The organism is Chryseobacterium salipaludis (assembly GCF_022968825.1).
In the GTDB taxonomy this organism is placed as follows: Bacteria; Bacteroidota; Bacteroidia; order Flavobacteriales; family Weeksellaceae; genus Kaistella; species Kaistella salipaludis.
Map to the genome: position 1 here is coordinate 51,422 of NZ_JALHKS010000003.1, position 22,832 is coordinate 74,253.

21 protein-coding genes are annotated in these 22,832 nt (G+C 44.7%); 14 read left to right on the top strand and 7 right to left on the bottom strand.

Translation table 11 applies throughout. From position 1 onward, the window contains the following. The first annotated feature begins 43 nt into the window (after positions 1-43). Positions 44-2,035 carry a urocanate hydratase gene (locus tag MVI27_RS05740; protein ID WP_246959854.1) on the top strand — a complete coding sequence of 664 codons (1,992 nt, stop codon included), beginning with the start codon at positions 44-46 and terminating at the stop codon, positions 2,033-2,035. On the opposite strand, the gene MVI27_RS05745 is transcribed toward MVI27_RS05740, so the two are convergent. Together MVI27_RS05745 and pncA are read right to left on the bottom strand one after the other, a co-directional pair. After that, the gene (locus MVI27_RS05745) at positions 2,032-3,594 is read right to left on the bottom strand and encodes a S41 family peptidase (RefSeq protein ID WP_246959855.1); all 1,563 of its coding nucleotides are present in this window, start codon (positions 3,592-3,594) and stop codon (positions 2,032-2,034) included. The genes MVI27_RS05740 and MVI27_RS05745 overlap by 4 nt on opposite strands. Before the next feature lie 50 nt (positions 3,595-3,644). Continuing rightward, entirely contained in the window at positions 3,645-4,250 is a 606-nt protein-coding gene (gene pncA / locus MVI27_RS05750) for a bifunctional nicotinamidase/pyrazinamidase (RefSeq protein WP_246959856.1), read from the bottom strand. Between the two features lie 120 nt (positions 4,251-4,370). Here pncA and MVI27_RS05755 point away from each other — a divergent pair, with 120 nt between their 5' ends. The 3 genes from MVI27_RS05755 to MVI27_RS05765 are packed head-to-tail and all read left to right on the top strand — an operon-like array spanning position 4,371 to position 5,905. Continuing rightward, positions 4,371-4,907: a YfiT family bacillithiol transferase gene (locus tag MVI27_RS05755; protein ID WP_246959857.1), complete on the top strand. Its 537-nt coding sequence runs from the start codon at positions 4,371-4,373 to the stop codon at positions 4,905-4,907. A 24-nt stretch (positions 4,908-4,931) separates the two neighbouring features. Then, positions 4,932-5,309: a bacillithiol system redox-active protein YtxJ gene (gene ytxJ, locus MVI27_RS05760; protein ID WP_246959858.1), complete on the top strand. Its 378-nt coding sequence runs from the start codon at positions 4,932-4,934 to the stop codon at positions 5,307-5,309. Further along, on the top strand, positions 5,306-5,905 hold the full coding sequence (locus MVI27_RS05765) for a Crp/Fnr family transcriptional regulator (protein ID WP_246959859.1): 600 nt from the start codon (positions 5,306-5,308) through the stop codon (positions 5,903-5,905). Before ytxJ ends, MVI27_RS05765 begins: the two co-directional genes overlap by 4 nt. A gap of 35 nt (positions 5,906-5,940) precedes the next feature. On the opposite strand, the gene MVI27_RS05770 is transcribed toward MVI27_RS05765, so the two are convergent. After that, entirely contained in the window at positions 5,941-6,807 is an 867-nt protein-coding gene (locus MVI27_RS05770; RefSeq protein ID WP_039344711.1) for a sigma-70 family RNA polymerase sigma factor, read from the bottom strand. Positions 6,808-6,967: 160 nt separating this feature from the next. Then, entirely contained in the window at positions 6,968-8,431 is a 1,464-nt protein-coding gene (locus MVI27_RS05775; RefSeq protein WP_246959860.1) for a T9SS type A sorting domain-containing protein, read from the bottom strand. A gap of 303 nt (positions 8,432-8,734) precedes the next feature. Between MVI27_RS05775 and MVI27_RS05780 the strand changes: the two genes are divergently transcribed. Continuing rightward, positions 8,735-9,082 carry an RNA recognition motif domain-containing protein gene (locus MVI27_RS05780; RefSeq protein ID WP_246959861.1) on the top strand — a complete coding sequence of 116 codons (348 nt, stop codon included), beginning with the start codon at positions 8,735-8,737 and terminating at the stop codon, positions 9,080-9,082. A 51-nt stretch (positions 9,083-9,133) separates the two neighbouring features. On the opposite strand, the gene MVI27_RS05785 is transcribed toward MVI27_RS05780, so the two are convergent. Together MVI27_RS05785 and MVI27_RS05790 are read right to left on the bottom strand one after the other, a co-directional pair. After that, the gene (locus MVI27_RS05785; RefSeq protein ID WP_246959862.1) at positions 9,134-10,912 is read right to left on the bottom strand and encodes a DUF4153 domain-containing protein; all 1,779 of its coding nucleotides are present in this window, start codon (positions 10,910-10,912) and stop codon (positions 9,134-9,136) included. A 55-nt stretch (positions 10,913-10,967) separates the two neighbouring features. Beyond that, positions 10,968-11,555 (bottom strand): ABC transporter permease, encoded by a 588-nt coding sequence (locus MVI27_RS05790; RefSeq protein WP_246959863.1) that lies wholly within the window; start codon positions 11,553-11,555, stop codon positions 10,968-10,970. 123 nt (positions 11,556-11,678) lie between these two features. On the opposite strand from MVI27_RS05790, the gene pdhA reads away from it, so the two are divergent. From pdhA to MVI27_RS05830, 8 genes are all read left to right on the top strand, one after another. After that, positions 11,679-12,683, top strand: a complete 1,005-nt coding sequence (pdhA, locus tag MVI27_RS05795) for a pyruvate dehydrogenase (acetyl-transferring) E1 component subunit alpha (RefSeq protein WP_246959864.1) — start codon at positions 11,679-11,681, stop codon at positions 12,681-12,683. A 43-nt stretch (positions 12,684-12,726) separates the two neighbouring features. Further along, positions 12,727-14,361 (top strand): pyruvate dehydrogenase complex dihydrolipoamide acetyltransferase, encoded by a 1,635-nt coding sequence (locus tag MVI27_RS05800; protein WP_246959865.1) that lies wholly within the window; start codon positions 12,727-12,729, stop codon positions 14,359-14,361. A 103-nt stretch (positions 14,362-14,464) separates the two neighbouring features. Further along, positions 14,465-15,130, top strand: a complete 666-nt coding sequence (locus MVI27_RS05805) for an ABC transporter ATP-binding protein (RefSeq protein ID WP_246959866.1) — start codon at positions 14,465-14,467, stop codon at positions 15,128-15,130. A 60-nt stretch (positions 15,131-15,190) separates the two neighbouring features. Next, entirely contained in the window at positions 15,191-15,868 is a 678-nt protein-coding gene (gene radC, locus MVI27_RS05810) for a RadC family protein (RefSeq protein ID WP_246959867.1), read from the top strand. Then, the gene (locus MVI27_RS05815) at positions 15,865-16,740 is read left to right on the top strand and encodes a hypothetical protein (RefSeq protein WP_246959868.1); all 876 of its coding nucleotides are present in this window, start codon (positions 15,865-15,867) and stop codon (positions 16,738-16,740) included. Before radC ends, MVI27_RS05815 begins: the two co-directional genes overlap by 4 nt. A 28-nt stretch (positions 16,741-16,768) precedes the next feature. Beyond that, on the top strand, positions 16,769-17,278 hold the full coding sequence (locus MVI27_RS05820; RefSeq protein WP_246959869.1) for a DUF7935 family protein: 510 nt from the start codon (positions 16,769-16,771) through the stop codon (positions 17,276-17,278). 9 nt (positions 17,279-17,287) lie between these two features. Further along, positions 17,288-17,899 (top strand): inorganic pyrophosphatase, encoded by a 612-nt coding sequence (locus tag MVI27_RS05825; protein ID WP_246959870.1) that lies wholly within the window; start codon positions 17,288-17,290, stop codon positions 17,897-17,899. Positions 17,900-18,030: 131 nt separating this feature from the next. Further along, complete coding sequence (locus MVI27_RS05830; RefSeq protein ID WP_246959871.1) at positions 18,031-20,754, top strand: sodium-translocating pyrophosphatase; 2,724 nt, start codon at positions 18,031-18,033, stop codon at positions 20,752-20,754. 34 nt (positions 20,755-20,788) lie between these two features. Here MVI27_RS05830 and MVI27_RS05835 read toward each other — a convergent pair whose 3' ends face one another. Then, positions 20,789-21,691, bottom strand: coding sequence for a CorA family divalent cation transporter (locus MVI27_RS05835; RefSeq protein WP_246959872.1), 903 nt, complete (start codon positions 21,689-21,691; stop codon positions 20,789-20,791). Between the two features lie 86 nt (positions 21,692-21,777). On the opposite strand from MVI27_RS05835, the gene MVI27_RS05840 reads away from it, so the two are divergent. Next, on the top strand, positions 21,778-22,800 hold the full coding sequence (locus MVI27_RS05840; RefSeq protein WP_246959873.1) for a 3-oxoacyl-ACP synthase III family protein: 1,023 nt from the start codon (positions 21,778-21,780) through the stop codon (positions 22,798-22,800). Positions 22,801-22,832: the final 32 nt, after the last annotated feature.

Below are 22,832 nucleotides of genomic sequence, written 5' to 3' on the forward strand. Positions count from 1 at the left end.
AAATATCTTTAAAGCATCAATATTTAGTTAAGACAATCATCCTATGACCGACTTTCAGCAGCAGATTCTGCAAGGCATTCCCGATAGTTTACCAACGCCCAAACCGTATGATCCCGCGATAAATCACGCGCCAAAAAGAAAACAAATTTTAAGCGAAGAAGAAATGAAACTGGCACTGCGAAATGCGCTGCGTTATTTCGAGCCAAAATTTCACGCTGAACTTTTGCCGGAGTTTCGCCAGGAACTGGAGCAGTATGGCCGGATTTATATGTATCGTTTTCGTCCGGTTTATGAGATGAAAGCAAGACCTATTGAGGACTATCCCGGTCAATCGCTGCAGGCAAAATCGATCATGCTGATGATTCAGAATAACCTGGATTACGCTGTAGCGCAGCACCCGCATGAACTTATTACTTACGGCGGGAATGGAGCGGTCTTTCAGAACTGGGCGCAGTATCTGCTCACAATGCAATATCTGGCTACGATGAATGATGAGCAAACGCTGGTCATGTATTCCGGGCATCCGATGGGTTTGTTTCCCAGCCACGCCAATGCGCCAAGAGTAGTGGTCACCAACGGCATGGTAATCCCGAACTATTCTGCGCCCAACGATTGGGAAAAGTTTAATGCGCTCGGTGTTTCGCAGTATGGGCAGATGACCGCCGGCAGCTATATGTACATCGGTCCGCAGGGAATTGTGCATGGGACAACTATTACGGTTCTTAATGCATTCAGAAAAATTAAAAAAGATCCGAAGGGCGGTTTGTTTGTCACCTCAGGTCTGGGCGGCATGAGCGGTGCACAGCCAAAGGCCGGAAATATTGCCGGATGCATTACCGTTTGCGCCGAAGTGAATCCGAAGATTACAAAGATCCGTCATGATCAGAAATGGGTTGATGAAATTTATGAAGACCTCAGCCAGTTGGTCGGTCGTGTAAAAAAAGCTCAGGAACACAAAGAAACCGTTTCCCTGGCATATCTCGGCAATGTGGTGGACGTGTGGGAAGAATTTGACCGGCAGCATTTGCATATTGATATTGGCTCGGATCAGACTTCGCTGCACAACCCGTGGGCCGGCGGGTATTATCCGGCGGGATTGTCTTTCGAAGAATCCAATAAAATGATGGCGGACGATCCGGAACAATTTAAAGAAAAAGTACAGGAAAGCCTGCGCCGGCAGGCGGCTGCCATCAACCGCCATACCGAAAAAGGCACGTACTTCTTTGACTACGGCAATGCCTTTTTGCTGGAGGCAAGCCGGGCCGGTGCCGATGTTCTTTCGGAAAACCCTTCCCTTGGAAGAGAATTTAAATATCCGAGTTATGTGCAGGATATCATGGGCCCGATGTGTTTTGATTATGGCTTCGGTCCCTTCCGTTGGGTGTGTACCAGCGGCAAACCGGAAGATCTGGCAAAAACAGATTCTATCGCCTGTGAGGTTTTAGAAAAAATAATGGAAACCGCACCGCAGGAAATCCGACAGCAGATGCAGGATAATATTACTTGGATCCGTGGTGCGCAGCAAAACAATTTAGTGGTGGGTTCACAAGCGCGTATTTTGTACGCGGATGCGGAGGGCAGAATTAAAATCGCAGATGCTTTTAACCGGGCGATTGCTGCGGGAGAAATCGGGCCGGTTGTGCTTGGTCGTGACCATCATGATGTGTCCGGTACGGATTCGCCGTATCGCGAAACATCCAATATTTATGACGGTTCACGTTTTACTGCAGACATGGCGATCCAGAATGTCATAGGTGACAGTTTCCGCGGGGCCACATGGGTTTCCATTCACAATGGCGGCGGTGTCGGTTGGGGAGAAGTAATCAACGGTGGCTTCGGCATGCTGCTCGACGGATCGGCCGAAGCAGAAAAACGCCTGAAATCAATGCTTTTCTGGGATGTGAACAACGGTATTTCACGCCGCAGCTGGGCACGAAATGAAGGCGCCGTATTTGCCATTAAACGCGCGATGGAAGCAGAATCACAACTCCGGGTTACACTCCCGAATGAGGTGGAAGACAGTTTATTAAATTAAAATAAATTGATAGCTGCCGAGTCTTTTTCAGCAGCTATTTCATTTAAAATATAATCGAGTTGTACATCCTGCCCGGATAATTCCTGTTCCAGTGTTGGGATAATCTCTATGTGCGGTTCCACTCCTTTCTGTGTTTTAGTGAAATCAATAGCCGGTTGAATAAGCATCATTCCAATCGGTAATCTCAGTTTGGAATTAGGTAATTGCACCGTTACGTACCGGCCGGCAACCGTTCCATCATTGGCGCCGCCGGTTTCTTCGCCAACCAAAGTGGCACGGCGTGCATCTTTCAGTTTCGCAGACAGGATCGAAGAGGCTGAAAAACTACTGCCGTTGATTAACACATATAATTTACCCTTAAAAGCATTGTCTTTGGGATGCCGGATGGCCGCAATTTTATTATTGTTGCGCATATATGTCTTTCCATTCACTTTTTTCGTGGCGAGCAAAGAACCGGCAAAATAGATAGGATAGGTAAGTACGGCCCAACTCTTCAGTTTCCAGTTCATGTTTTTCAGGTAATCTGCGCGGAGAAGGGATCCGCTATCGGTAATTTCAATGTCATTAATGAATTGAAAATCTTCATTGACTAAATAGGAATACAGATTATTAACTTCGGAGAGTGCGCCACCTGTGTTATTCCTGATATCTAAAATTAAATATCGGGCAGGGGACTTTTTTAATTTTTCGAAAGTTTCCTTGTAAAATTTCGAAGAATACGTTCGTGAAAATGTTTTGACCGTTATTTTAGCGACAGTGGAATCTGTGGTCAAAAAGCTAAGTTCGCGGTTAAAACTTTTGCTACTTGCGTTATAATCAGCGACACGGCCGCTGTCCGATTTTTTGATTTCTTTTATCCGGAGGCTGTTTTCTTTTTTATCATCCTGCGCAATTATTTTTCTTTTCAGCCAGACTGTTTGTGTATTCTCATCCGTTCGAACGGTCATTTGCGCACTGTCTTTCAAACCATATTCCGCGGTGAAATAGCCACTCCAGCGCTTCGCACTGATATAAGGTATGAAGGTGGTGTTATAACCGTCGCTGGCATAGTACTTTTCATACTTCGTCAGCATGATACTAACAGGAATATCATCGATTGCAATGATTTCTGTGCCAGCCGGGAACTTTTTAATACTGTCCTTATTCTCCGAGATAAAAAGCTGATGGTCTTTAACTCTGTATTCGAACTGCGTAAATAACGGTGATCTTTCGGAAAAGTACTTTTTTTCTTCTTTGGTAAAACGTTTTTGCGGTGGCGGCAAAGTCAAATGTCCCTGTCTGATTTCTGCCACGAGTGGAGCCAGCTTTTTGTAAAACTCAAAAGGTGTGAGCGCGGAATTAATAGTGCTCTTCAGACTGTCTGCCTTTCGGTGGAATTCATCCTTAGAAATATAATCATACAAATGCGGATGAATCTGCTCCAGTTTTTTGACTGTGAAGTTTACATCCGCACGAAGTTGGGCTGCTGCTACCGGCTTTTCCAGCCGTGCATTGTACTTTGGTACATTAACGCACGATGTCAAAAGTATAAGTCCTGCCAGCCAGTAAAAGTTTTTCAAGAGTTTCTGATTTTATGTTTCAACTCCTGAAAGTAAGAATATTTCTAAAACTAGCCTAGTAGGGTTACTTTGTTTTCCAGCATTTCGTAGAAGGCGTTTTTACCATTGTCCGGTTTCACATTCACTGCGCGGGTACCGTTAAAGTGAACGCAGGTTACATAACCCAGATTTGCGGCATCAAGCGCGGTGTACTTCACGCAATAATCCAGCGCGAGGCCCACAATTTCCAGCATTTGAATTCCTTTTGATTTTAAATAATCATCCAGGCCGGTTTTCATAAAATGGTTATTATCCTGAAATCCGCTGTAGCTGTCCACTTCCACATTGGTTCCTTTCTGAATAATTTTAGTGACTTTAGATGTGTCAAGGTCGGGATGAAATTCAGCACCGCTGGTGTTCTGAACGCAGTGATCAGGCCACATAAACTGCGGAACTTCGTTCAGGATAATCGTTTCGCCAACCTGCTTTCCGTTATTGGACGCAAAGCTTTTATGGTTGGCCGGATGCCAGTCCTGAGTCAGGATAATTTCTTCATATTCATTTTCCTGTGTTAATAAATTAATATAAGGAATGATTTCGTGAGCGTTTGGCACAGCCAATGCTCCACCTTCACAAAAATCATTTTGTACGTCTACAATGATGAGCGCTTTTTTCATACGTGATAAAGTTTAGGTCGTGGCGAAAACCACGGATATATTTAATAAATTTACGAAACTATTACGCAAAACTGCCGCCAAAAGCCGGATTGCGACAAATCGACCACATTAAAAATAGACATGGACAATACAATAAATAAACAGTACCCGCTTGGTCAGTTCGAACTGCCCGCGGAAATCACAGACCAGGATCTGGATCACTTCATTCGGGCAATACGTGATTTCCCGGACAAGCTGGCGCACCTGGTGGAAGACTGGAATGATGAACAGCTGGATACGCAATACCGCGAAAGCGGCTGGAAAGTGCGGCAGGTCATCAACCATCTGTCGGATATCAGTATGGCGGCGTATCTCCGTTTTAAGCGCGCACTCACGGAAGATAATCCCACCATTAATCCATTTGATCAGCAAATGTGGGCGGAACTGCAAGACAGTTTCAGCATTGGCATTGAGCCTGCACTTCAGATTCTGAAGGGTGTGCATGAACGCTGGGCGTATGAACTGAATTCCCTCACCAATAAGGAGTTTGAGAGCACCTATTACCATCCGCTGCGTGAAAGAGCGGTCTCCCTGCGCGAATGCCTGTCCTACTGTGCCTGGCACTGCGAGCATCATTTTGCGCACATCGAAAATCTGAAAAAAGAAAAAGGGTGGTAAATTTTAATTTTAAAAAATAGAACAATGAGTATATTAGATAAACTATTCGGCGAAAGCTATTCCGGAAAGGACGGTAAGAAATTCTGGCTGCCGCTGGAATCAGAAAATGATTTGGTTAAAGCCATGGAAACCTCCTTCGCAAAACCAACGGTTATTTTTAAGCATTCCGTGCGGTGCTTTATCAGTAAAACCGTGTTGCAAAATTTTGAAAAAGAAGTGGAAAACAATCCGGTCGATGCAGCGTTTTATTATCTTGATCTGATTAAACACCGCGCGCTGAGTAATAAAATTGCCGAGGATTTTAATGTAACGCATCAAAGCCCGCAGGTCATCGTACTGAAAGACGGGAAGCCCGTGGCAGATGCCTCGCACCAGAGTATCAGTGTAAGCCTGATTCCATGACAAATTACGAAAATATAACTTTTTATCTGGCAGAAATGCTGGAGATGCCGGTGGAAATGGTAGCAGCGTGCGGGAAAAGATATCCGCACCGCAAAGTGACGCGGAGCGAAATTCTGCTGCAGCCCGGCGATGTTTGTCAGGATACATTTTTTGTGGAAAAAGGACTCCTGCGCATGTATTCCGTAGATAAAAACGGACGGGAGCACATTATCCAGTTTGCGCCGGAACGCTGGTTGATCTCCGACCGCAGTTCTTTATATTTTAATGAAAAGTCGAATTATTATATTGATGCCGTGGAAGATTCCGAAATTCTCTTGCTGGATACAGCTTTTTTCACCGGAATGGTTCAGAACTTCCCGAGTGCTGCCGGCAATAATGACCTGATTTTGCAGAAGCATATCCGCGCTTTGCAGAACCGCGTGAATTCCCTGCTGGCAGATACGGCCGAACAGCGTTATCTGGATTTCATTAAAATGTATCCGCAACTGCTGCAAAGGGTTCCGCTCTGGATGGTAGCTTCCTATTTGGGAATCACACCAGAAAGTCTGAGCAGGGTTCGGAAAGAACTGGCGCGCAAGAACTTTGTGCCCTCTTAAGATTAAAAAAGCAAGCCAATCGGCTTGCTTTTACTTTATTTCCCTAAATAGGATTTCAGAATCTTACTTCTGGTATTATGCTTCAATCGCTTAATCGCTTTCTCCTTAATCTGGCGCACACGTTCACGCGTCAGGTCAAAAGTTTCGCCGATTTCTTCCAGTGTCATCGGATGTTTTCCGTTCAGACCAAAATACAGGCGAACCAGATCAGCTTCCCGCGGCGTCAGTGTCTGCAATGCTCTTTCGATTTCAATTTGCAGAGATTCCAGCATCAGATCTTTGTCCGGGCTCGGAGATTCGCCGGAGCGCAATACGTCGTACAGGTTGGAGTCTTCACCCTCAACCAGCGGTGCATCCATGGACAGGTGACGGCCGGAGTTTTTCATGGACTCCTTAATATCATCCTCGCTCATATCAAGCACTTCCGCAAGTTCTTCCGGTGATGGCGGGCGCTCATTTTCCTGCTCCAGGTGCGCGTAGGCTTTATTAATTTTATTGATGGAACCAATTTTATTCAGTGGCAAACGCACAATACGAGACTGCTCAGCCAGGGCCTGCAGAATCGACTGACGGATCCACCAAACGGCATAGGAAATAAATTTAAACCCTCTGGTCTCATCATAGCGCTTGGCAGCTTTCATCAACCCGAGGTTTCCTTCATTAATTAAGTCGGGCAAAGATAGTCCCTGATTTTGATACTGCTTGGATACTGATACCACAAAACGAAGGTTTGCTTTAATCAGTTTTTCCAATGCTACACGATCTCCCGCACGAATTTTCTGTGCGAGTTCCACTTCCTCATCAGCGGTAATCAAATCCACTTTTCCAATCTCCTGCAAATACTTGTCGAGAGAGGCGGTTTCTCTGTTGGTAACCTGTTTGGTAATTTTTAACTGTCTCATGTATAAAAAAAGGTCCACTATAGGACTGCATTAGGTTATACGACGGGATTTGGTAAAAGGTTACAAAAAAAACTTTTTTCTGTTTTTATTTAAAATTATTTTTATTAAATTTTGCTTTCCAAGGGCGTATATAAAAATTCCCGCCGTGGCGGGAACTTAGTTACTTGATGATGAGTTTTGTTTGCATCTTTTCTTTCTCAGTATAAACGTTTATCAGATAAACCGATGGTTTTGCCTGAAGCCGTATTTGATTATTTCCTTTTTGAATCTTTCCTGAATAAATCTGACGACCGCTCATATCTGTTATGGCAGCCGTTCCGTCTGCAGTGGAGTGTAAGTTAAAGTGTCCATTACTCGGATTTGGATAAACCCTTATTTTTTCTCTTTGAACATCTTGCGTAGCCAACGGAGCGGCGCACAAATATTCTGAATAATCCACCAACCCAAGTCCGGCGTCGTCCGGCTGATGGAAAATAACTTCTTCCACCATAGCGTCCGTTGACAGTTCACCTTCGCGCCAGCAATTGTTTTTTGCCGAGATCGCGTTAGGCGTATTATTATATAAGGCATAAACGTTGCCGCCGTTACCATTTTCTTTAAAGATGTTTTTGCCGGCACTGTTCAAATAGCCGCCGCCAAGGTCTGCTTTCACGCTGCCAATCAAAGTAATTCCCCAAAGGTGTCCGCGGATTTCATTTTTCTCAATACGCATGGCCATCGGAGTTGCGCTGTTACCGCCGCTGAGTGAAATGCCGCTGCCGCCGGTCAGTGGATTAGGGTCCGCATTATTATCTGTCAGAATATTTTCAGCAATAATTCCGGTCGATGCTGCACCGGCTACCGTAATTCCGTAGCGGTTGTCTCTTATGATATTGCCCCGTATTTCTACATCATTGCGGGTGCCCAGCAGCGACGAAACAGAAACGCCGCCGACCTTTGAAAAAGCAGGATCACCAATGATTTCATTATTTACAATGCGTGTGGTACCGCTTCCGCTTGGCCCCATATTGATTTGCGGGCGATTGGAGTTTTCCTGTGTGTTCTTAAACAGATAGTTGTCGGAGAAAGTGAGAGTTACGTTTTGATTCGCTCCGGAGGAAACAGCCGGTAACTGATTTTCAATAAACTTAGAGTTTCGAACGGTGGGCGCACCTGCGGAAAAACTGATCGCAGATCCTGTTACCAATCCTTTCTTAAAATACTGCACAGTGGAGTTCTCCATTATGAAATTGCCTGTGCGTACCTGAATGCCGCCACCGTACTCAAATATTTTATTTTTAATATTGGCAACAGCAGTTTCGTCGAACTTAATCCCTTTATAAGGTTTAGACTTATCAGCAGCTGTAAGAATCCACTCACCATCGCCGGTCCATGTTCCGCTCACCGTAAAAACTGTTCCCTCGGAAAAAGCAATAACGCCGCTGCTTTCAAACAAAATTACGTCTCCCTCAGAAATGATGACATCTTTTGTGATAAAATAATTATTTCCCTCTTTCGTAATCATCTCCGGTGCCGCCAGCCGCAGTTCTTCAACCGTATAGGTTGTGCCGTTTCCTGGCGAGGTAAATTGTGCAAAAGTTGTGACTGAAAGAGCGGTGAATAACAAAATGGAAAGTTTTCTCATATTTTTAATTTTTATCAAATTTAAAAAATTAAAAGCGCTCGGAGATTCAGCGTGGGAAGACAGTACTTTTCCCATGTGTTTCATAATTTTATAAAACATTCACAATCAGGTTGATGCATCGAAATAGGACGGGTGCTCCGCATCAATCAAAAATTATTTTAAGGAAGAAATCTAAAATTGTTGCATAATGTAGATATAGTTGTATCTTGCACTCGTTTTTATAGCGTGAAATCAATTTTTGTTCATCAATTGTTGAGTTCAATTATAATTTCGACAGTATTAATATTTTTAATTTTTTTTAAGATGAACATTTTTGTTTCAAACATTAACTACGCAACGCAGGAAGAGTCTCTGCATGACCTATTTGCAGAATACGGTGAAGTAACCTCTGCAAAAATTATTACCGACAGAGAAACCGGAAGATCCCGAGGATTTGGTTTCGTGGAAATGGGTGACGAGGACGGAAAAAACGCGATCGAAAACCTGAACGGTAAAGACTTGGACGGAAAAACACTGAATATTTCAGAAGCAAAACCTCGCGAGGACAAACCACGCAGAAGTTTTGATAACAACCGTGGCGGTGGTTACGGTGGTGGAAACCGCGGAGGTGGCTACAATGGTGGCGGAAACCGTGGCGGAAGCAACTGGTAATCTCCTGTACACAGAGAAAATGATAAGCAGCCTTGTTTGAGGCTGCTTATTTTATTTAACAAGAATAACGATCGTTTCAGAATTGATCATGTAAACATCCGCTTTTCCTTTTTTCTGCAGACGCGTCACAGACTCCAGCAGAAAAATGAATTCACGGGTTCCTATTTTCTTTTTAACCTGAAGCGGAGCAGTATCAGTACCCTCAGCCGGTAATCCGGAAAACAATGCAGCAATTTCATTAGTAAGATCAACGGTTCCTCCTTGGTATTTTAAGGTAAGGGTATTGTCCATAAGTGGAAAAGTAAAGTCATAGATTTCGCCATCCACGTTAAACTGATTGGTTTCGCCGCGCACCGCTTTGAACAAATACGAATAGTCTGCTACCGGGAGTATTTCTGGTTCAGTCTTCAGAGTAAAGGACCTCGCGTAATCGAGCTGAGTTTCCGGTTTTTTAACTTCATATTTTTTTGAAAACATTTGATTCACGGTGAAACCGAGTGTGTAGTAATCGCGTTTCTGCAGTTTGAGCTTCACTTTATCGGAATCCGGTATAAGTCCTAAAATTAAATCGTGTTCATTTCGCATGGCGAGGAAAACGAGTTGGGAACTAATCTGCTGAACGACCGGTTCAGGAACTTTTTGGCTGAATGCAATCGTATTATTAATAAGCAGATTATTATTTCGCAAAGTAGTAAGCAGTTCATTTTCCTGGCTTCGCTTCGATACCGAAAAGGCATTAAAATACGGAAAGGCAATTGCAAATAATCCTGTAAGAACCAGACTCAGCGGGATAAAACGGATTTGTCTGTCACGGCTTGTAATAAAATAGAAGGCTATAATCGTCAACCAGATAGCCAGCGCCAGCACAAAATATCTCGGTTCTGTGAAACCGTACTCCAGTACACGGGTAAAAATTGCAACAAATAAAAGTACCAATAGTGGCAAAAGGCTGTAATAAAAAATCCTGTCAAAAACCTGTACCCAGGATCGTGACTCTTCTTTGAGGGGATGCACTAACAGCAACGCTAAAATTCCCACCATAGCATAGGCCAAAATTAAATAGGAAACCCAGCCTCGTGGCAATTCCCAGGAAATTATAATTTTTGCCAGGTACACATATAAGATCAAGCTATACAGCAATAACAAGGGAATTAAAATAAATTGCGTGAAGAATTTCAATACCTGCGGATACTCACGCTGCTCTTTTAAATCAGCTAGGCCATTCGAATTAAATAAAAGAAAGATGATAGAGCTGCCGGCAAAGAGCATGGTGTAGGAAACATTTGCATAGTATTGGGAAGGCACACGCAGCATAAATAACTCATCAATGGAAGCCATGGCAAGCAACAACCCCACGGTCATCACGCCCGTGAAAATCGCTGTCAGGACCGTACGGATAAACAACAGAATATTGTAATTCCAAAAATTCTTGCTGTTCCTGTTGTTTACAAAGGGAGCAATGGCCACAAACAAATGGCTGATCAAAAATGCCGGAATCAGCAAATAAGCATATACTTCCGTGAAATCCCGATAATCAGCGGGCAAAATGAAGTAGAGGAGAATAAGCAGCAGCAGCAAGCCGGCAATCTGGAAGATATACTTCTTACCCGTTTGCTGTGTTAGCATCCGCAAGCCGAAAAACAGAGAGATTCCCAGCGCCGCGACGATTGTAATTTTGGTGTAGGGGTAGGTCGCCATCCGTACATTACCGGTGAAATCATTTGATATTATCATGCACACTGTAGCCGTTATCGCAGAAAGCAATACAAACGGATATAATCTGATAATTTCCACCAACTTTTGCAAGAGTGCTTTTATCTTTGCTGCCATCTATTTAATTTTTAGTGATTAGGGATATTATTAAAATAATGCCAATACGAATGGCTTATTTTAGAAACAAATACAAAACGGAAATGGCAGTCGCGATACCGGCACCGGTCAATACTTCTTTTACCGAATGCCGCTGCAGGATTAATCGGCTGATTGCAACCAGAAAAGTGATGATAAGCCAGATCAGACCCCAATACCACTTCACTTCAAACATCAGCGCACTGGCATAAACATTTAAGGCGGTATGCATGGAACTTTTCACAAAATAATTGCTCGCCTGCAATAACAGCAATAAAACCAAAAGCCCGACGACGGGCGTATCAACATTTTGTGTCTGAAAATAAGTAACGAACAGATAAAGCAACAGTGCGGCGGCTATAATAGGATAGAGGCTCCGCCGTTGCCGCTGATCAGAAACATCCATGTTTGTGTACGAGCCGCGTTTCACATTCCAGATAATCCAGCCGGTAACCGGAACAATCGCCAGCAAAAGCAGACCGGCAAAACGCACCGAAGCCTCCTTCAGCGAGGAATTATATGCACTGTATAGGACAAAGTAAAATATCAGCGAAAAAATAGGATTGAAGAAATTGGAAATAAAAGAAGGAACTTTCGGATTATCTAAACAGGTGTTTGTTTTCATCGGTCGCTTTTAACTCCGTAAAAATAGCATTTTAAGCATCGATGGTCGCAACGATATGCAAGCCATGGTGTAGCGGAAATCACAAAGATTTTTATTATTTTTGCTGAATATTTGTTTAGAGATATGAAAGAATTTTCGAAAGAAGTTTACCTGAAGTGGTACGAGGAGATGACCATGTGGAGACGGTTTGAAGACAAGTGCCGCTCTTTGTACCTGAAGCAGAAAATCCGTGGGTTCCTGCACCTGTACAATGGTCAGGAAGCAATCCCAGCCGGATTTACGCATGCAATGGATTTGTCTAAAGACAGCATGATTACCGCCTACCGGTGCCATATTCACCCAATGGCGATGGGCGTGGACCCAAAAAGAATCATGGCTGAATTGTGTGGCAAGGCAACAGGAACTTCCGGAGGAATGGGTGGCTCTATGCATATTTTCAGTAAAGAGCACCGCTTTTACGGCGGTCACGGTATCGTGGGCGGCCAGATTCCATTAGGCGCGGGGATCGCTTTTGCTGATAAATATTTCGACAGAAAAGCCGTAAACATTTGCTTCTTCGGCGATGGTGCGGCGCGCCAGGGCTCTCTGCATGAAACCTTTAACATGGCGATGAACTGGAAACTTCCGGTCGTTTTTGTGGTGGAGAATAACCAGTATGCAATGGGAACTTCCGTTAAAAGAACAGCCAACCATGAAGATATTTATAAATTAGGTTTGGGTTATGAAATGCCTTGCCTGCCGGTAGATGCGATGGATCCGGAAAAAGTAGCAGAAGCTGCTTTTGAAGCAATCGAGCGCGCACGCCGCGGAGACGGACCTACCTTCATCGAAGCGAGAACCTACAGATACCGTGGGCACTCCATGTCTGACGCGGAACCGTACAGAAGTAAAGATGAAGTGGCGGAACATAAAAAAGATGACCCTATTGAAATTGTGAAGCACCGCATCCTCGAAAATAACTGGGCAACCGAAGAAGAACTGGAAAAAATCGATCAGCAGTCCAAAGAGTTCGTAGAAGAATGTGTTGAATTTATGGAGCAGTCTCCGTATCCTGACACCGAAAAGATCTACGATTATGTTTACGCGCAGGAAGATTATCCTTTCATTAATAAATTAGAAAATAACTAAAAACTGACGTTGCTCCGGCAGCCGAAGCTATAAAGAAAATACTATGGCAGAAGTAATTACCATGCCCCGCCTGTCCGACACCATGACCGACGGAAAAGTGGCCAAATGGCATAAGAAGGTAGGTGATGCAGTGAAAGAAGGCGACATCCTGGCTGAAATCGAAACTGATAAGGCGGTACAGGATTTTGAATCTGAATTCGACGGAACTTTATTATACATCGGAACCGAGGAAAATGAATCTGCGCCCGTGGATTCTGTCCTGGCCATTATTGGTAAAGAAGGGGAAGATATCAGCGGATTGAAAAGTCCGATGCGCGATGAAAGAATGAGCGAAAAGAAGGAAGAGAAGAAAATCGACGACGAACATAAAACCGAAGACGAAAGCACTTCTTACGAAAAAGAAGCCGATGTTGAAATTCCGGAAGGAGTAGAGGTGATCACTATGCCGCGCCTCTCCGATACGATGACGGAAGGAAAGGTAGCCAAGTGGCACAAAAACGTGGGAGACAAAGTAAAAGAAGGCGACATCCTGGCAGAAATTGAAACTGATAAAGCAGTTCAGGATTTTGAATCTGAATTTGATGGTACTTTGTTACACGTTGGAGTGCAGGAAGGTGAAGGCGCGCCGGTAGATTCCGTCCTGGCCATTATTGGTCCGGAGGGAACAGATGTTTCTGCTGTACTGAACGGCGGATCTTCTAAAAAAGAAGAAAAGAAACCGCAGGAACCAAAAGCAACTGAAGAAAAGTCCGCTGAACCAAAAGAGGAAAAAGCTGTTTCCGCCAATGCTGATTTAAGTGATCGCATTGCCATCAGTCCGCTGGCCCGCAAAATGGCCGAAGAAAAAGGTATAGATCTACACACGCTGAAAGGCTCCGGAGAAAACGGCCGTATCGTGAAAAAAGATGTTGAGTCCTATCAGCCGCAGGCTGTTCAGGAAAAACCACAGGCAGCTGCTGCTGCGCCGGCTCAACCCGCTGTTCAGTTCGTTCAGGGCGAAGATAGCGAAACACCGAACTCACAGGTGCGCAACGTGATTGCCAAGCGTCTTTCTGAAAGTAAATTCTCTGCGCCGCATTATTACTTAATGGTAGAAATCGATATGGATAAAGCGATTGAAGCCAGAAAAGAAATTAACAGCCTGCCTGATACGAAGATCTCCTTTAACGATATGGTCATTAAGGCGACCGCTATGGCTCTGCGCAAACATCCTCAGGTAAATTCAACCTGGAAGGAAGACCGCATCATTCACCACGGAAATATCAACGTAGGTGTTGCGGTAGCGATCCCGGATGGTTTAGTTGTACCGGTATTGAAAAATGCCGATCAGATGAATTACAATCAGATCTCCGCCGGTGTGAAGGATATGGCGTCCCGTGCCAAATCAAAAGGACTGAAAGCGAATGAAATGGAAGGTTCCACGTTCTCTGTTTCTAATCTGGGAATGTTCGGAATCGAAACCTTTACTTCGATTATCAATCAGCCGAACTCTGCAATTCTGTCGGTAGGAGCCATTGTGGAAAAACCGGTAGTGAAAAACGGACAGATTGTTGTCGGAAATACCATGAAGCTTTCCCTGGCCTGCGACCACCGTGTGGTTGATGGTGCCACCGGAGCACAGTTCCTGCAAACCCTGCGAACATATCTGGAGCAGCCGCTGACCTTGCTGTTAGGATAAAATACCAATTGAAAACTCAATAAGCTTCCGGTACAACAGTGCCGGAAGTTTTGTTTATCGGCATCATGCCAAACTTTAAGTTGAAAGCCGTATTTTTGGACCTATGATTAAAGCTGTTAATATCCACAAATCCTATGGTGATCTGGAAGTGCTGAAAGGGGTAAACCTTCACATCACGCCGGGCGAAGTTGTCTCCATTGTAGGAGAGTCCGGTGCAGGAAAATCCACTTTACTACAAATCCTCGGAACCTTGGATAGTCCTTCCGATACTAAAAGATACCGGTCGGAAATCTCACTGGCCGGAGAATCCTTCCTTAATATGAACGACCGCCAGTTGTCGCGCTTTCGGAATGAAAATATCGGATTTGTATTTCAGTTTCATCAGTTACTGCCGGAGTTTACCGCGTTGGAAAATGTATTGCTGCCCACCCGCATTGGCGGACGAAATGAAAAAGAATCGTTGGAGAAAGCATTTGCACTTTTCGAGGATTTAAATATTGCAGACCGGCTGCATCATAAACCCGGTGAAATGTCGGGCGGTGAAGCGCAGCGGACGGCGGTGGCACGGGCACTCATTAATTCACCCAAGATAATTTTTGCCGATGAGCCGACCGGAAATCTGGATTCTAAAAATGCGGATGATCTGCATCAGTTGTTTTTCGACCTTCGTGATAAATATGATCAAACCTTCGTGATTGTAACGCACAACACACAGCTCGCCGACACTGCCGACCGAAAGCTTGTGATGAAGGATGGTAACATTATCTGATTTATAACCAGAAAATTGGCTATCTTAGAAAAAAATAAATTTCTAAATATACTGCCCGCTATGTCCATCAAATTTTTAGCTGAAGATGACCGTCCGCGCGAAAAGTTTTTGCTGAAGGGCAGAGCTGCTTTATCCGACGCGGAACTTCTGGCGATTATTCTGGGCAGCGGTTCGCGGGAGCAATCGGCAGTCGAGCTGGCGCGCGAGCTTTTGCAGTCGGTCGATTATAACTGGCACCAGCTTTCGTTGCTGCAGATTTCTGATTTATCCAAGTTTAAAGGAGTAGGCCCTGCTAAGGCAGTTTCTGTGGCCGCTGCGTTAGAAATCGGCCGCCGGCGTGCCGCGCAGGAAGTCCCGGAGCGTATTCAGGTAACTTGCAGTCAGGATACCTACCGGGTATTAGCCGCACATTTGGCTGATTTGCGTACGGAGGAATTCTGGGCTGTATTTTTAAACCAAAGCAATAAAATCATTTATAAAAGCAGATTATTTTCAGGCGGGATCAATCAGTCGGTGGTGGATATCCGGATTTTGTTTAAAACCGCTTTGGAACATCTCGCTACCGGTTTAATTATCTCACATAACCATCCGTCCGGAAATTTGAAACCCAGCGCTGAAGATTTAAAAATAACCAAACAAATTCAGGAAGCCGGGAAGCTGCTGAATATTCAGCTGCTCGACCATCTTATTATTACACAAACTGCCTACCTGAGTTTTGCAGATGAAGGGTTGCTATGATTCGCCGATTAAAGCATCACGAAATAAATTTTTCAAAGTATAACACTTGTCTGGCAAATTCCAGTCAACAAAATTTTTATGCGCGACAGGATATCCTTGATCATTTGTCGCCGCGGTGGGAACTGCTGATATATGGCGATTATGAATATGTCATGCCGGTGCCGGTTGTCAGGAAATACTTTATTCAGTGGGCAATCATGCCGCTTTTTTGTCAGCAGCTGGGAGTCTCGGGACCAAAACCAAATCCCGAGATCGAATTACTTTTTTTTAAGGCATTAAAAGAGAAATTCCGTATTGTTTATTATGCTTTTCATCACAGCAATCAGATTCTTGATTTAGAATCTAAAAGAAATTATAGTATTCCTGCCGGTGACTATAATCAAATAAGGAAACTATATTACAAAGGCAGAAAATCAGCGGTGAAGAAAGCGCAGCATTTATGTTTTAAAGAAGTAAAGTTAAGTCAAGCATTGCCATTTATTGAGCTAAACTTTAAGGGTCTTGCAAAGCAAAAAGATAAATTAAAACTTAAAAAATATCTTCACTATCTTCAGAATATTTCGCTCCTTCGTACGGTCGCTGCTCTTCACGAGGACAAAATAATTGCTGCAGCAACCCTTGTGGTTACAGCTGATACTGTTTTTCTTTTAAGTCTCATGGACAGTGAAGAAAACAGGAAACATAACGGGTCCGCCTTTATCATTGATATGTTGCTGCAACAGTATTCGGCCACCCATACCTTTAATTTCATGGGCAGCGTCCTGCCGGGAGTAGAAAGCTTTTTCAAAAGCTTTGGTTCCGTTTGCCAGCCGTATCCTGTCCTTCGTTACACTAAGAAAGAATTACTGCTAAATCTCCTTTTAAAGCGGTAAAATTCGTACTTTTGTACACTCTTAAAAAATGATAGAATCATCGTATTTTCCGTATGCTTTTGCACTGTTGATCGCCGTGCCCTTTCTTGTGTATGTACGGCAGTTCGTGTACAACTACCTGAAATTTAAAAAACAGGAAATCAGCCTGCTCTCTGTGAAAGGGCAGTCTGCACAGCGTATTCAGGCATATGAGCGGATGATTTTGTTTTTGGACAGGATTAAACCTGCTCAACTCATCAAAAGATTCGGTGAAGATCTGGCCGTTCACGAGTTTGTCTTTCTGACGGAAAAAGCCATCACCCAGGAGTTTGATTATAATGCGGCGCAGCAATTATATCTGTCCAAAAAGTCCTGGGAATCAGTGGTTGCATCGAAAGAGAATATATTGCACCTGTTGCATTCCACCTACGATACGCTGAATGAGAACAGCACTTTGCAGGAGTACAAAACGGTGCTGCTTATGAAGTATATGGAAGGAGAGGATTACCTTGCCGCGGCGATCGATTTTTTAAGAAAAGAAAACATGATTGTAAATTAAACTATATAAATGATACCTAATTTTAAAGCACATCCTTGGCACGGGATTTCCGCCGGAGAAGAAGCACCACGCGTGGTTAATGTTTTTGTGGAAATTGTTCCGAGCGATACCATTAAATATGAAGTTGATAAGCAAAGCGGCTACCTGAAGGTGGACCGCCCTCAGCAGTTTTCCAATATTATTCCGGCTTTGTACGGTTTTGTGCCGCGCACGTATTGCCACGATGAAGTTTTGAAACTGGCCTTGGAAAGCGGTGCAACTGACGTTAATACAGGCGATTTGGATCCGCTGGATATCTGTGTACTCAGTTCACACAGCATCCACGCCGGCGGAATGCTGCTGGAAGCTATTCCTATTGGTGGTTTTAAGATGATCGACAAAGGTGAAGCTGATGATAAAATTGTTGCCGTCATGAAAGGTGATCACGCATTTGGCCACTTCCGCGATATCAACGAATTGCCCCAGGCAGAAGTGAAGAGACTGATGCACTATTTCCTTACCTACAAAAACCTGCCGGATGAGCCCGCAAAGTGCCACATTCAGGAAGTATACGGTGCCGAACATGCAATGGCAGTTGTGAAAGCTTCCCAGAAAGACTATGCCAATAAATTTGGCGGATAATCTTGCTATAATAGTTAATAAAGAGCAGTTGCCGGTTAAAGGCAGCTGCTCTTTTTATTTTAGGCATATCATAATTCCACTATTTTATGTACTTTAGTTATCATTTTAACACCAAATTAAAAAAAACGCCTATGGAATTATTTGTTCTCGTACCAATCTTTGGTATTCTCGCACTGGTGTACACTTTTGTACAGAGCCGCTGGGTCGCACGGCAGGAAAGCGGTTCCGACCGAATGCGCGAAATCAGTGGTCACATCGCCGATGGCGCCATGGCCTTTCTCCGGGCAGAGTACAGAATGATGCTGTATTTTGTTATCATCGCTGCCATCCTGCTCGCCGTGATGGGCGCCTCCAACACCAACTCGCACTGGACCATTGGTCTTTCATTTGTGCTCGGCGCTGTAATGTCCGCCGCGGCCGGTTTTATCGGAATGCGAATTGCCACGCAGGCCAATGTCCGCACAGCAGAAGCCGCTAAAACTTCGCTGGCGAAGGCACTCAAAGTCTCTTTTACGGGCGGTTCCGTAATGGGAATGGGTGTCGCAGGCCTCGCTGTTCTTGGGCTGGGTGCGCTATACCTTATCATTAAACAAATATTCGCTAGCGGCGCACCGGTCGATTCGGTGGAAATGGAGCGGACCGTTGAAATTCTGACTGGTTTTTCACTCGGGGCAGAATCCATTGCCTTATTCGCCAGAGTAGGTGGCGGGATTTATACCAAGGCCGCGGATGTCGGTGCTGACCTTGTCGGGAAAGTTGAAGCGGGAATTCCGGAAGACGATCCGCGCAATCCTGCTACCATTGCAGACAATGTGGGTGATAATGTGGGCGACGTAGCGGGAATGGGCGCTGACCTTTTCGGTTCTTATGTAGCCACCGTATTAGCGACTATGGTACTGGGCCGCGAAACGATTTCTCAGGATGCCTTTGGCGGATTCGCACCTATTTTATTGCCGATGCTGATCGCGGGAACGGGAATTATCTATTCTATAGTCGGAACTTTGTTTGTGAAGATTGCCGAAACCAATGAGCTGGATACCTCGCCGGTTCAGAACGCCTTAAACTTCGGCAACTGGGGCAGCATTATCCTGACTGCCATCTCGTCCTATTTCCTGGTTACTTATTTATTGCCGGACACCATGGAACTTCGTGGGTTTGCCTTTACAAAAATGGGCGTCTTCGGCGCCATTATCGTGGGTCTTTTAGTAGGAACTTTAATGAGTATCATCACCGAGTATTATACCGCGATGGGCAAAAGGCCTGTTAAAAATATTATCCGACAGTCCTCCACCGGGCATGCCACCAATATTATCGGCGGCCTTTCTGTTGGGATGGAATCCACGTTGTTGCCTATTCTGGTGCTGGCGGGCGGAATTTATGGATCTTATTTATGTGCCGGACTCTACGGTGTAGCGATTGCTGCAGCCGGAATGATGGCGACCACTGCTATGCAGCTTGCCATTGATGCCTTTGGGCCAATTGCAGATAATGCCGGCGGTATCGCCGAGATGAGCGAAATGCCCAAGGAAGTGCGCGAGCGTACAGATATTTTGGATGCCGTTGGAAATACTACTGCGGCCACCGGTAAAGGATTTGCGATCGCGTCTGCCGCGCTAACCGCTTTAGCACTTTTCGCTGCTTTCGTTGGCATTGCCGGCATTGATGGTATAGATATTTACAAAGCAGATGTGCTGGCAGGGCTTTTCATCGGCGCTATGATTCCTTTCATTTTCTCTTCTCTGGCGATTACCGCAGTAGGTCAGGCAGCGATGGCTATGGTTGAGGAAGTACGTCGCCAGTTCCGCGAGATCCCGGGCATTCTGGAAGGTAATGCGGTTCCGGAATATGAGAAATGTGTTGCCATCTCCACCGATGCTTCTATCCGGAAAATGATATTGCCGGGTGCCATTGCTTTAGCTTCACCGCTGCTTATTGGTTTTATTTTCGGTCCCGAAGTACTTGGCGGATTTCTGGCCGGTGCTACCGTGGCGGGTGTGCTCATGGGCATTTTCCAGAATAATGCCGGCGGCGCGTGGGATAACGCAAAAAAATCATTCGAAAAAGGTGTTGATATTAACGGTCAGACTTATTATAAAGGTTCTGATCCGCATAAAGCCTCTGTGACAGGTGATACGGTGGGTGACCCTTTTAAGGATACTTCCGGACCGTCCATGAATATTTTAATTAAGTTAATGTCCATTGTTTCGCTTGTGATCGCGCCGACCCTGGCAGTGATGCATAAAGATAAAATTGAAACAGAACGTATGGAAAGATTAGGTCGCTTGGTTAATGTACCAGGGGAAGTGATGCTTCCGGCGGAAGGAAGTGCCGTGAGCACACCGGTGGTCGCAATCGGGAACCTTAATGAAGAGGGGGATTACGTATATGATACCGGAAACATTCAGGAAATTCGACTAAGTAACAAAAATATTGCGATCGGTGAAAACAGTCAGCTGTATGAGTTTTACAACAGTCTGAAGTTGCAGGATAAGCGCATGCTGGAACCAAACCAGTGGTATACAGTAGAAAACATCCATTTCATGAGCGGCAGCAGCGACCTGAAGCCCGGTGCAGAAAAACAGTTGGATAATCTGGCGCAGATCCTCAACGATTACCCGACGGCGAAAATCAAAGTTGGCGGCTATACAGATGAAACTGGCAGCGAGGAAAGCAATATGAAACTTTCTAACCTTCGCGCGCAGGCAGTTAAGTTGAAGTTATTGGAAGCAGGAATTGCCGCAGACCGCATCGAAGCGGAAGGCTACGGTTCTCAATATCCAATATGTGACGAAGATGAATCCGAAGAATGTCTGGCGCAAAACAGGCGTATCGAAATCCGATTGTTAAACTTTTAAAATATAAAAATCCGGCTGCTGGCCGGATTTTGTTTTACCATCCTTTTCTTCGCACGTATAAAAATGTGATGAGCGAAATAATTCCCATCACTGCAAGTGTAATGTAATAACCATATTTTGTATGTAGTTCCGGCATCGCGTCAAAATTCATCCCGTAAATTCCCGCAATAAAGGTAATCGGGAAAAAGTACATCGAGTAAATTGCCAGCATTTTCATCACCTGATTTGCACGCTGATCACTTAATGCCAGAAACATCGATATTAAGTTGGAAACCTGTACAGTCAGGTGATCGAAATCGCCGATCACGTCGCGCTGTTTGTCCTTTAAATCAGTAACAGCAACTTCTTCCAGCTTGAGCTGACAAAACTTATCGACCCACGTATGCGAAATGGACAAAATTCTGGCATTCAGGCCCGCTTTCCTTTTCAGGCGGTACAGCCTTTTAATGTGATCCGTTTTATTAATTTTATTCAGGAACACTTCCGTTTCAATTTCATCCATAAGTGTGAGCAGGCGCTGCGATTCTTCATCGAAAGATTTTAAAACTTTTAAGGCCAGCTGCAGTGCAATTTCGTCCCGTGTAATTGCAGGGTAGCGATTGTCTGCGATTTCCGCTTTCATTTCGGTAATACTGGCATTACGCATCCGGTGAATCGTGATGATGGTATTGCCCGTGAGAAAAACGCCGAGTTTGGTGGAAACGTCGGAAATTGTGTTCAGATTGTCGCGTTCTGATTTGGTGTTTTCGCGCATCAGGAAAAACCGTACCTCGCCGTCGGTTTCGTATTTAGGCAGGTGATTCGCGTCCAGCGTATCTTCCAGGAGCAGCGGATTAATGTTATATTTATGCTGAATAAAAGCGAGATCATCCGCAGAGGCGCTGCGCACATCAATCCATTCACAACCGGCAGAACTGTAGATATTTATAATGGGCATACTGCAAAAATACTTTTTTTAATGCATCATTCTTTCGATCTTATGTATGGCTAAATATATTTTATCTTTGTTAAAAATACCATCACATGATAAAAAGTACCATTTCCGGACACGGCCATTATGTACCGGAAAATATTGTCACTAACGATGATCTGGCGAAGCTCATGACAACCAGTGACGAATGGATCACCGAGCGTACCGGCATCAAACAGCGGCATCACCGCAAAAACCGAAATGACAGCGAAGAAACAACAGCATATTTAGGCTTTAAAGCAGCAGAGAAAGCAATTGCCAGTGCGGGCTTAACAGCGAAGGATATTGATTATATCGTGTTTGCCACGCTTTCGCCGGACTATTATTTCCCGGGGTGCGGCGTATTGCTCCAGGAAATGCTCGGTTGCGGAAATATCGGCGCGCTGGATGTGCGCAATCAGTGTTCCGGTTTTGTGTACGCGATGGGCGTGGCCAATGCCTTTATTAAATCAGGTCAGTATAAAAACATCTTGGTAGTGGGCGCTGAAATTCATTCTTTTGGCCTGGACTTTTCCGATGCCGGGCGCGGCGTTTCTGTGATTTTCGGTGATGGGGCAGGGGCTGTGGTGCTTTCGGCTTCCGATGAAGAAAGCAGCGGCAATATTTTAAATACCAATATGCACTCGGAAGGTAAATATGCGGACGAACTCTGCACCAAATTTCCGGGTTCCAAATATGGCTGGAGTGATCGCCTGGCGAAAGAGCCGGATCAGATCACCGATGAGGAAATCTACCCGAAAATGAACGGCAACTTTGTTTTTAAACACGCAGTGACCCGTTTTCCTGAAACGATGATGGAAGCCCTGCAGGCTGCCGGAAAGACTATTGAAGATCTGGATATGTTCATTCCGCATCAGGCAAACCTCCGGATTGCGCAGTTCATTCAGCAACGGTTGCAGCTGCCGGAAGAGAAAGTTTTCAATAATATTCAGCGATACGGAAATACGACGGCGGCATCCATTCCTATTGCGCTGAGCGAAGCGATCGACCAGGGAAAAATCAAAAGAGGAGATCTTGTACTGCTGTCTGCTTTTGGCAGCGGTTTTACCTGGGGCTCTGTATTATTTAATTATTAAAATAAAAAATGCGGCTCGTTTGAGTCGCATTC